General features: G+C 55.7%; 10 protein-coding genes and 1 riboswitch. Of the genes, 7 read left to right on the top strand and 3 right to left on the bottom strand.

Features of this window, described 5'->3' with window-relative positions; genetic code table 11:
* Positions 1 to 343 precede the first annotated feature (343 nt).
* The 7 genes from FD02_RS09880 (at position 344) to FD02_RS09850 (ending at position 7228) form a co-directional block, all read left to right on the top strand.
* Complete coding sequence (locus FD02_RS09880; RefSeq protein WP_056952034.1) at positions 344 to 997, top strand: DUF2238 domain-containing protein; 654 nt, start codon at positions 344 to 346, stop codon at positions 995 to 997.
* Between the two features lie 53 nt (positions 998 to 1050).
* Complete coding sequence (locus FD02_RS09875) at positions 1051 to 1791, top strand: hypothetical protein (protein ID WP_056952032.1); 741 nt, start codon at positions 1051 to 1053, stop codon at positions 1789 to 1791.
* A 53-nt stretch (positions 1792 to 1844) separates the two neighbouring features.
* Positions 1845 to 3233: a UDP-N-acetylmuramoyl-tripeptide--D-alanyl-D-alanine ligase gene (locus FD02_RS09870; RefSeq protein WP_056952030.1), complete on the top strand. Its 1389-nt coding sequence runs from the start codon at positions 1845 to 1847 to the stop codon at positions 3231 to 3233.
* Between the two features lie 191 nt (positions 3234 to 3424).
* Complete coding sequence (gene cshA, locus FD02_RS09865) at positions 3425 to 4936, top strand: degradosome RNA helicase CshA (RefSeq protein ID WP_054721435.1); 1512 nt, start codon at positions 3425 to 3427, stop codon at positions 4934 to 4936.
* Positions 4937 to 5105: 169 nt separating this feature from the next.
* Positions 5106 to 5465 carry a holo-ACP synthase gene (gene acpS / locus FD02_RS09860; protein ID WP_054721437.1) on the top strand — a complete coding sequence of 120 codons (360 nt, stop codon included), beginning with the start codon at positions 5106 to 5108 and terminating at the stop codon, positions 5463 to 5465.
* 2 nt (positions 5466 to 5467) lie between these two features.
* A complete protein-coding gene (gene alr, locus FD02_RS09855) occupies positions 5468 to 6601 on the top strand; it encodes an alanine racemase (RefSeq protein WP_056952224.1) in 1134 nt (377 codons plus the stop codon).
* Positions 6602 to 6658: 57 nt separating this feature from the next.
* Positions 6659 to 6704, top strand: a riboswitch (PreQ1 riboswitch).
* A 5-nt stretch (positions 6705 to 6709) separates the two neighbouring features.
* The gene (locus FD02_RS09850; protein WP_056952028.1) at positions 6710 to 7228 is read left to right on the top strand and encodes a QueT transporter family protein; all 519 of its coding nucleotides are present in this window, start codon (positions 6710 to 6712) and stop codon (positions 7226 to 7228) included.
* A gap of 196 nt (positions 7229 to 7424) precedes the next feature.
* Here FD02_RS09850 and FD02_RS09845 read toward each other — a convergent pair whose 3' ends face one another.
* From FD02_RS09845 to FD02_RS09835, 3 genes are read right to left on the bottom strand one after another with little or no spacing between them, the layout of a single operon-like run.
* Positions 7425 to 8402 carry a polyprenyl synthetase family protein gene (locus FD02_RS09845; protein ID WP_056952026.1) on the bottom strand — a complete coding sequence of 326 codons (978 nt, stop codon included), beginning with the start codon at positions 8400 to 8402 and terminating at the stop codon, positions 7425 to 7427.
* Positions 8377 to 8967: a Gx transporter family protein gene (locus FD02_RS09840; RefSeq protein WP_054721441.1), complete on the bottom strand. Its 591-nt coding sequence runs from the start codon at positions 8965 to 8967 to the stop codon at positions 8377 to 8379. The genes FD02_RS09845 and FD02_RS09840 overlap by 26 nt, the downstream gene beginning before the upstream one ends.
* Positions 8964 to 9389 (bottom strand): NusG domain II-containing protein, encoded by a 426-nt coding sequence (locus tag FD02_RS09835; RefSeq protein WP_054721443.1) that lies wholly within the window; start codon positions 9387 to 9389, stop codon positions 8964 to 8966. Before FD02_RS09835 ends, FD02_RS09840 begins: the two co-directional genes overlap by 4 nt.
* Between the last annotated feature and the right edge of the window lie 54 nt (positions 9390 to 9443).

The following is a 9443-nucleotide window of genomic DNA, read 5'->3' as shown; positions in this document are numbered from 1 at the left end:
CTTACACTCCCAAAAAAGTTCCCCCAAAACTTTTCCACCGCTTGCGGTGGTTTTTTATTGGCCAGATGGCGGGGAGCCAGCCGCGGAGCGCCCAGTTCATAGGTGCAAGCGCGCATGGTTAGCTGAGTTCAAAAATATCAAACTGAATTTACAAAACCTGGTATCAAAATAATTGTTTCGCACGATATACTTACAACATATTAAGGCGGTGCTTAATCGCCTTAAGCTTACACATTAACTTACACTCCCAAAAAAGTTCCCCCAAAACTTTTCCACCGCTTGCGGTGGTTTTTTTTTGCTCAAAATTCCAGAACCGGCTAGACTGGAACCAAAGGAGACAATTATGCAAACCATTTATCGAATACTGACTGGGGTCAATACACTGGGAAGCGCTGCCTATCTCGTGATTTGTGGCAGCCTCATGGTGATAGGCCAGTCGCCATTTACCGGCCAGGCCATGCTATTGGTGCAGGTAGGCGTCGGCTTACTGCTGGGGTTGGCCCCAATGGTCATCGAGCGGCTCGGACACTTTCGCTTCCCAATTATTTTGCTGGTGTTGTTTGAAGCTTTTATCATCGGCAGCGTCCTGCTCGGCACGGGACTGCAATGCTACGGGATCCCGTATTGGGATAAATTCTTGCACCTCTTTTCCGCAGCGATGCTGGCGGGACTCGGCTTGGCCATTTTTGCTGCGCTGACGCCTCAAGCCCAATTGCGCCAGACTAAACCGTTACTCCTAGCGTTGTTTGCCTTGGCCTTTGGGACACTATTGGGCGTGTGTTGGGAATTCTACGAGTTCACCGGTGACGGCTTGCTCGGGCTGAACATGCAGCGCTACATGCAGGGCCACACCTTGTTGGCCGGACGAGCCGCGTTAATGGACACGATGGGGGATTTGTTGGCAGACGTGTTGGGGTCCGCGGCGCTAGCGGTGACGGCGTACTTTGGCCTGCGGCGCGACCCGGCTTGGCTGACAACTTTCGAGTTTCGGCGGTGAGCTAGGCGCCAAGAGCGTATAATGAGCATGATGAAATAAAGGAGTAGGGGATCATGCGGGATTCTTTGATTTACGTTCATTACGAGCCGTTGGCGCACATGTTTGCGACTGCCGGGGTGACGGCAAGCGACGTGTTGACGGCACACTCACGGCCTTGGCACCATTTGCTACTGCTGCCGCCGGTGAGTGACGACGAATTGATTGATCCACACACTGGGTTTAATGTGGTGAGCGGCCAGCAGGAGATCACGACTTGGCTGCGCAGTAAAGAAGCACGCAATCGCGCTTGGCTGGACTTTCGGCACGGCCCATATTTGCAGGAGCTGACGCCGAATGAAATCGCGGAGCTTCTGTATTTGGCGCACATGCGCACCCATATTCAGCCGCCGTTTTATTACAAGTTGCAAAACTCGCTGGTGTTTATCCCGCAAAAAAGTGAGCTGGCGACGCTGTACTTTCGGCAAACTCGCCAATTTGACGAGACCTTGTCGGCCGCCATTGTGCGCCACCTCAGGCTGGCCGCTAATGAGCAGCCGTTTTGGTTGCGGCTGCGTCAACAGGATTTTCCGAGTGTCGCGGCCCCGGTGATGACCGCGTTATATCCGCTACTTGAAGAAGGTGTGATGTTGGACTTCGGTGCGGGGGTCTTTAGTAAGACCAATGTTGTGGTGCCATTGTTGACGCCGCGGGGCCGGTTTGTGCCGGAGCGGCAAGACGAGCTGGCGCAAAGCCAACGGCGCGGGCAACTGGAGTTAGACCGCACGAGTGGCACGTGGCGTTTGGCAGCGGAGTAATTCTGCGCTACACTGGACAAGCTGAACAAGACGCAGGAACGGAGAGAACAATCATGAAAATGAAGCTAGCTGAAATTGCCAGAGTCGTGGGGGCGACCTGTGCAACCGGCGATGCCGACAGCCCCACGGTGACGGGCGTGTGCTTTGACACGCGTCAGCTCCAACCGGGGGATTTGTTTATTCCCCTGAATGGCGAGCGCGACGGCCATAGTTTCATCCCGCAGGCTGCGGCCGCAGGAGCCGCGGCGACGTTTGTGGCGGCGGACCACGCGCCGATCACGACGAGCTTGCCGATGCTGGTCGTGCCGGATCCACTGACGGCATTGCAGCAGTTGGCGCAGTATTACCTGTTGATGAAGGTGAATCCCAAGGTGGTGGCAATCACCGGCAGTAACGGAAAAACGACAACTAAGGACATGACCGCGGCGGTGCTGGCGACTCAGTATCACGTGGTCAAGACGCCGGATAATTACAATAATGAAATTGGTGTTCCCATGACGATTCTGGGGATGGAAACCAACACCGAGGTCTTGGTACTAGAAATGGGCATGGATCGGTCCGGCCAGTTGCATCACATGAGCACGTTAACCGAACCCGATGTCGCCGTAATCACGATGATTGGCGAAGCGCACATCGAGTTTTTCAAGACGCGGGATAAAATTGCCGACGCCAAGTTGGAAATCACCGACGGCCTCAAAGAAGATGGGACCTTCATTTACAACGGTGATGAGCCGCTGTTGCGCGAACGGGCAACGGCTGTGCCACAGCAACAAAAAACCTTCGGCCTCGATCCGCAAAACAATTTGTTTGCGAAAGATATCGAGAGTTTTGAAACGCACACTGACTTCTCGCTTTCAAAGTGGCCGGACCTGCGTTTTACCATTCCGGTCATGGGCGAATATAACGTAACGAATGCCTTGGCGGCGATTTTAGTCGGCCGGCGGTTCCACGTTAAGCCTGAGGCGATTCAATCTGCCTTAGCTCACTTCACCATTACCGCCAACCGGACTCAGTGGCTCACCGGCGATGCCGGTGAGCAGTTGCTGTCGGATGTCTATAATGCCAATCCCACGGCGATGAAGCTGGTGCTCCGTGACTTTGCCGGTTTTCCTTGCACTGGGCGGCGCATTGCCGTTATCGGCGATATGTTAGAGCTCGGTGATGCCACTGCCGAACTGCACGCCGGGGTGGCGGACGCCTTAGCGCCGGAGCAAATTCCCGTCGTCTACCTGTATGGTTCGGCGGTGCAGGCCTTGCGCGATCGGCTGGCGACCACCTATCCGGCCGAGGCGGTGCATTATTACCCACAGGATCGGCAGGCGGACTTGATTGCCGACTTGCAGCGAACAGTGCGCTACGATGACATCGTGTTGTTGAAGGCCAGTCATGGGTTACATCTCGAAAACGTGGTCGACGCCTTGGTCGCCGGCACGCACGCATAAAGTTTGCACCTAGTTCCGCCCTGTTTGGGGGCGGAACTTTTTGATTGACTTAAGCGGCGATTTGCGCTTGTCTTGAAAAAATGTTAACCTGTTAAGGACGCTGTCTTCAGAAACGGCGTGGGCGCCACGGATTGACTCGACGGATATTCTCTCGTCTGGTGAGTTCAGGCGACCAGAAAGAGAGGATATATTTGAAGTTTACAGAACTCGGACTCGATCACGACCTGCTTAAGGCAATTGCGCGCTCCGGCTTTGAAGAAGCCACGCCAATCCAAGCCGAAACGATTCCTTTGGTGCTGCAAGGCAAAGACGTGATTGGTCAAGCCCAAACCGGGACGGGAAAGACGGCGGCGTTTGGTCTGCCAATCTTGCAACGCATCGACCGGTCGCGGCGTGAAGTCCAAGCGCTGGTCATTTCGCCTACCCGTGAGTTGGCCATCCAGACCCAAGAAGAACTCTATCGCCTGGGTCGCGATAAGAAGATCAACGTTCAAGCCGTCTACGGCGGGGCCGATATTCGGCGCCAAATCAAGGCACTGGCGGGACACCCCCAAATCGTGGTGGGCACGCCAGGCCGTTTGTTGGACCACTTGAACCGCCACACGTTAAAACTTGGCGAGTTATCCACCTTGGTGTTGGATGAAGCCGATGAAATGCTCGACATGGGCTTCATCGATGACATTGAAAGCATCGTGAAAACTGCCCCAGAGACGCGCCAAACTTTGTTGTTCTCCGCGACGATGCCGGCGCCAATCATGAAGTTGACCAACACCTTCATGCACGACCCGATTACCGTCAAAATCAAGAGCAAGGAACTGACGGCCGACACGGTCGATCAATACTATGTCCGCGCCAAGGACTTTGAAAAGTTTGACGTGATGACGCGCCTGTTCGACGTTCAGTCGCCTGAGCTGGCCTTGATTTTTGGCCGGACCAAGCGCCGCGTCGACGAGTTGACCCGCGGCTTGAAGGCGCGTGGCTACAAGGCAGAAGGGATTCACGGCGACTTGACGCAACAAAAGCGGATGAGTGTGTTGCGCCAATTCAAGAGCGGCGAGTTGGACTTTCTGGTGGCAACCGATGTGGCTGCCCGTGGCTTGGACATCACCGGTGTGACGCATGTTTACAACTACGACATTCCGCAGGATCCCGACAGTTACGTGCATCGCGTGGGCCGGACTGGCCGCGCCGGGAAATCCGGTGTGAGCGTGACGTTTGTGACGCCTAACGAAGTCGATTATCTCCGCACCATTGAGGACTTGACGAAGAAACGGATGATGCCGTTGAAGCCACCGACTGAACAAGAGGCGTTCCTAGGTCAGCTGTCCACTGGTTTGGAAACGGTCAAGCAGGCGGTTGAAGATGACGACACCAGCAAGTTTGAGCCGATGGCCGAAAGCCTGTTGGAGGAATACACGCCATTACAATTAGTGGCGGCTTACCTCAAGCAGGTGACGCCGGACGACGCCAAGGCCGTGCCGGTCAAGATCACGCCGGAGCGGCCGCTGCCGAACCACAACCATCGCAGTAACAGTAAATATCGGGGCCGGAGCAGCTATCGCGGCAATGACCGCCATGATGGTGGCCACGGTGGCCGGAGCAACGGTTATCGCGGCGATGGGAAGCGCGGGTTTGACCGCAACCGCCGCGACGGTAAGCGCACCGACCGTCCATCCAAACGCAACTATAGTCATAAGGACTAACCATGAAGCTGACAGCAATGTCAGCTTTTTTTCGTCCTGTTGTAACGGGCTGCTACAGTCGGTGTGGTGCGTAGCCTTCACGCTAAGGCGCAACTCCATCACCGCCGGTTGTCGCCATCCATGGTAAACTAGACACATGTCCGGCGCACTGGCCGGCAAGGAGGCTTGGATGATTTACGGAATTGGGATTGATATCACGGAAATTGCGCGAATTGAACATGCCCAAGCCAGCAATCCCCATTTTGCCGGTAAGGTGCTGACCGACCGTGAGTTGGCGTATTATCACGATTTACCACCTGAGCGTGCCGCCCAGTGGCTTGCCGGTCGGTTTTCGGTGAAGGAAGCCTACGCGAAGGCCTTTGGCACAGGCTTGGGACCGGTGGCGTTGCACGACGTCGAGACGTTGAGTGACGCCGCGGGCCGGCCGGTGATCACTGCCCACCCTTATGCAGGGAAGGCATTTGTGTCGATTTCTCACACTGCAACACTGGTGATGACGGAAGTAATTTTGGAGGCAGAATCCGAATGAGTATGGTAACGGCCGCGTTACGGCCAAGCGAAGTATTAGTCGATGAAACCGCAATTTATGACAATGTGCAACACGCGTTAACTCGCCTGCCTAAGCACACAGAGCTATTTGCCGTCGTCAAGGCTGATGGCTATGGCCACGGTTTACTGCGAACGGCGCGCGTGGCCCAAGCAGCTGGCGCCACCGGCTTTTGTGTGGCGGTGCTCGATGAGGCGCTGGCGCTGCGGCAGGCACAGTTTACCGAACCAATTTTGGTGTTGGGCATTATTGAGCCGGCATATGCTGGGATTGCGGCCGCTAATCATATTGCGGTGCCGGTGGGTGATCGAGATTGGCTGACTGCCGCAAGCGTTGTGCTCACGGCTGCAGGGACATTACCGAAACTGGCCGTTCATTTTGCCATCGATTCGGGGATGGGGCGCATTGGGTTTCGTGATGCCGCGACCCTTGCCTCTGCCGCAGAGCAGATTGCGGACAGCGACCAGTATACCCTGGAAGGGGTGTTCACCCATTTTGCCACGGCCGATTCTCCCGATGACGCATACTTCAAAGAACAAGTGGCGAAGTTTAATGACTGCCTGGCCGCATTACCAACGCGCCCTCGGTACGTGCACGTGAGCAATTCAGCCACGAGTCTGTGGCATGCCGCCTGTCATGGCAACATGATTCGCTACGGTGTGGCGATGTATGGGCTGAATCCGTCCGGCCGAGCGATTCCCACGACACCATACGAATTGGAACCGGCGTTGTCCGTGGTGTCGCGGCTGAGTTTTACGAAGCTGTTGCACGCTGGGGATGCCGTGTCGTATGGCGCCACCTATCACGCGAGCGGTGACGAGTGGATCGGCACAGTGCCGATGGGTTATGCCGACGGGTGGCTGCGCCGGCTGCAAGGCTTCCACGTTTTGATTGAAGGACAAGCCTGCGAAATCGTCGGTCGCGTGTGCATGGATCAATTCATGGTGCGCATGCCCGAACCGTTTGCGGTGGGAACGAAGGTGACGTTGGTTGGACGTTCCGGTGCGGCAGCGATTACCTTACAAGACGTGGCCGATTATGCCGACACGATTCATTACGAAATAGCCTGCAACCTCACTGCGCGTCTACCTCGCCGGAGTGTGCGGCCGCTGGCATAGTTGAAGGCTGCTCCACGGATTCGTTTTGTCACCTATCTGGTTATCTGCTAAACTAGAGCACATGTGGTTCGCAATCCATCCCACAATAAAAAACTAGGAGGACTTGTCATGAGTCGACAAACTGGGGTCCGGGCCTTGGTGATTAACGCCTTGGTCGCGGCCTTGTATATCGTATTAGCAGTGGTGCCGGGGGTCTTTAATCTCGCCAGCGGGGCCATTCAGTTCCGCGTGAGCGAAGGATTAAACCATCTGGTGGCCTTTAACCGGAAATATCTATTGGGCGTGGTCGTGGGCTGTGTGGCCTACAACGCCATTTTCTCGCCGATGGGTTGGGTCGACGTCGTCTTCGGCGGTGGCCAAACCTTGATTGCATTGAGCGTCGCCGCGTGGGTCGCCCCGCATCTGACGAAGCTGTGGCAGAAGCTGACCTTGACGACCGGGTTGATGACAGTCACGATGGTGCTCGTCGCAATTGAAATCGTCTGGACCGGTAAGCTCAATTGGGCCACGACTTTTTGGCCGACATATGGCAGCTTGATGCTGTCCGAGCTGGTCATCATGGTGATTACCGCGCCAATCATGGCCGCGCTCGACCGAATTTTACATTTTAACCGCGTCATCGAATAATCATGTGCGCCTTGTTCCGGTAGCCCGGGGCGAGGCGTTTTTAGTTTGCGGTAATCAAAGACCCATCCGGTAATGGAAACCGGATGGGCCTGGGTTGGGGAGACCAAAGATAGGGAGTGGGGATCAGCACAGGCACGTAGCCTTTGCTGATAAGTTAAGCCTACCAGCTTGGCCCCTGAAAACTCAACGAATAAGCTTAAGCCTCTCGCGTCAATAGTTGCCGAGTCAGTGCCTCTAATGCGGTGCGAGCAGGAGTTGCTGGGAGGGTCGCCAGGCCCTTTAAGGCCGCCGCCGTATGGTTTTTGGCCATGCTACGGGCTGCGCCGATTCCGTCGTAATGGCTGATTAAGGCGAGCACCTGATCGATGTCGTCGGCGCTCATCTCGTTGCCTTTTGCCAGCAGCTGCTGAAATTCCGTGCGGTGCTCACTCATGGCGAGAATTAATGGTGCGGAGTAGACACCTTGGCGCAGGTCTTCGTGCACCGGCTTGCCCATAGTCTTCGGCGTGCTGGTGTAATCCAAAATATCGTCAAGCAATTGAAAGGCGATACCAATATCCATGCCGATAGTTTCAGCTTGTTTGGCAAATTGCCAGGTGTTGCCCCCTTCGTAAGCGCCGATGAAGCAACTTAACGCGAACAGCTGCCCCGTTTTCCCCGAAACTTGAGTCAAGTACTGGTCGATGGTAATGGCGGTGTTGTACCGCGTTGCCATTTGTTTCAACTCGCCATTTAAAATGCGCTCCATGCTGGTGCCGTCTTGTTGAACGCTACGCAAAGAGCTGGCGTAATTGGCCAGTAGCTTGAAACACACCACGAATAAATAATCACCGGCGTACACCGCCACATCCGGGCCAAACGTCGCGCTAATGGTTGGCTGCCCGCGCCGCGTGGTGGCGCGGTCGATAATGTCGTCGTGCACGAGCGTCGCCGTGTGCAAGGTTTCGACCGCAGCAGCTAAGGCAATCATTTTTTGGCGGTCGGTGGCCTTGAATTGTGAGAACAACAGGCAATAAGCCGGCCGCAAAAGCTTGCCGCCGGCGTTGATGAGTTGGACCAGCGCCTGGGCAACGGCAGTGTTATCCGGTTTGATTTGGCGTTCGATCAACGCCAAAGTGGCCTGAAGTTCGGTGGAAACGAGGGGGTAGTCAGCCCACATGGGGTGAATCTGCATGATGCGACTCCTTTGTTGGCGGGCGCCGACGGTCAAAACGCAATCGGCTCAGCGTATCGATATGTTCAAAGAGAAAATTCGCCGCGATGCCGATGGCGATGCCGGCGAGCACGCCCATGAACGCGAGAATGGGCAGATACAGCATCACCGTCCAGCTTTGGGCAATCAGACTGGCAACGAGCAGCTGCCCGACGTTGTGCAGGATGCCCCCGGCGGCGGAGATGCCAATCATGCTCACGCGTTTTGGCCCGAGCTGCTGGATGACGAGCATGCCACACCAACTTAACACGGCCCCGGCGCCACTATACATGAACGTGGCCATGGTGCCACCTAATAACGTTGTCAATAACAGGCGCAGGGCCATCAACAAGAAGCTGTCGGAGCGGCGCATGGTGAACAGCGAGATAATGGTGATCAGGTTCGCCAGGCCTAACTTTGCACCAGGGGCAAAAGCGAAGGGAAAAGGAATGAGCCGTTCCAGCAGGCCAAGAATCACGCCTTGTGCGCACAAAATCGCAATAAACAGCACTTGCCGGGTGCGCTCCGGTCGGTAAGGGTGGGTCATTCGCTCACCATCCCGCCTGTGTTGGTGCTACTGCCCCGGCTACTGTGAATGGCGACCAGTAATTTATGCGGCAGACAAACGATGGTGTCTCCTGCGCGACTAATCTTGCCCTTGCGTACGCAGACTTGATCGGTACAATCGGCCGCGGTGATCGCAATTTGGTTACCGGTGGCGACGATTTCGTTCCAGTCGTTGCCGTGATGGTAACGATAGCGGGTGGTCCCACGATGCCCAGTGAGGCGAATCCGATACACCTCTTGGCCATCGTGCGTCACTACGGCGGTCAAGACGGTGTTCGCCTGGTTGGCCTGCTGCTGGTGGCTAAAGATGATCAACGGAATAAACGAAGCCGCCAGCAAGCCTACGACGATGATGACATCGAAGGGGCGAATCATGTTGAGATATTTCTTGGCTTGCTTCATTGCCCCTCCAGTTCGTGAGAATGAAAAGGACCCGGAGGAGAGCATACTCCAGGC

The sequence above is a fragment of the Lacticaseibacillus nasuensis JCM 17158 genome (assembly GCF_001434705.1).
GTDB lineage: Bacteria > Bacillota > Bacilli > Lactobacillales > Lactobacillaceae > Lacticaseibacillus > Lacticaseibacillus nasuensis.
This window is presented reverse-complemented; position numbering and strand designations above follow the sequence as displayed.

Coding starts and splice junctions, on each gene's coding strand:
- FD02_RS09880 (WP_056952034.1), top strand. CDS start 344: ATGCAAACCATTTATCGAATACTGACTGGGGTCAATACACTGGGAAGC.
- FD02_RS09875 (WP_056952032.1), top strand. CDS start 1,051: ATGCGGGATTCTTTGATTTACGTTCATTACGAGCCGTTGGCGCACATG.
- FD02_RS09870 (WP_056952030.1), top strand. CDS start 1,845: ATGAAAATGAAGCTAGCTGAAATTGCCAGAGTCGTGGGGGCGACCTGT.
- acpS (WP_054721437.1), top strand. CDS start 5,106: ATGATTTACGGAATTGGGATTGATATCACGGAAATTGCGCGAATTGAA.
- alr (WP_056952224.1), top strand. CDS start 5,468: ATGGTAACGGCCGCGTTACGGCCAAGCGAAGTATTAGTCGATGAAACC.
- FD02_RS09850 (WP_056952028.1), top strand. CDS start 6,710: ATGAGTCGACAAACTGGGGTCCGGGCCTTGGTGATTAACGCCTTGGTC.
- FD02_RS09845 (WP_056952026.1), bottom strand. CDS start 8,402: ATGCAGATTCACCCCATGTGGGCTGACTACCCCCTCGTTTCCACCGAA.
- FD02_RS09840 (WP_054721441.1), bottom strand. CDS start 8,967: ATGACCCACCCTTACCGACCGGAGCGCACCCGGCAAGTGCTGTTTATT.
- FD02_RS09835 (WP_054721443.1), bottom strand. CDS start 9,389: ATGAAGCAAGCCAAGAAATATCTCAACATGATTCGCCCCTTCGATGTC.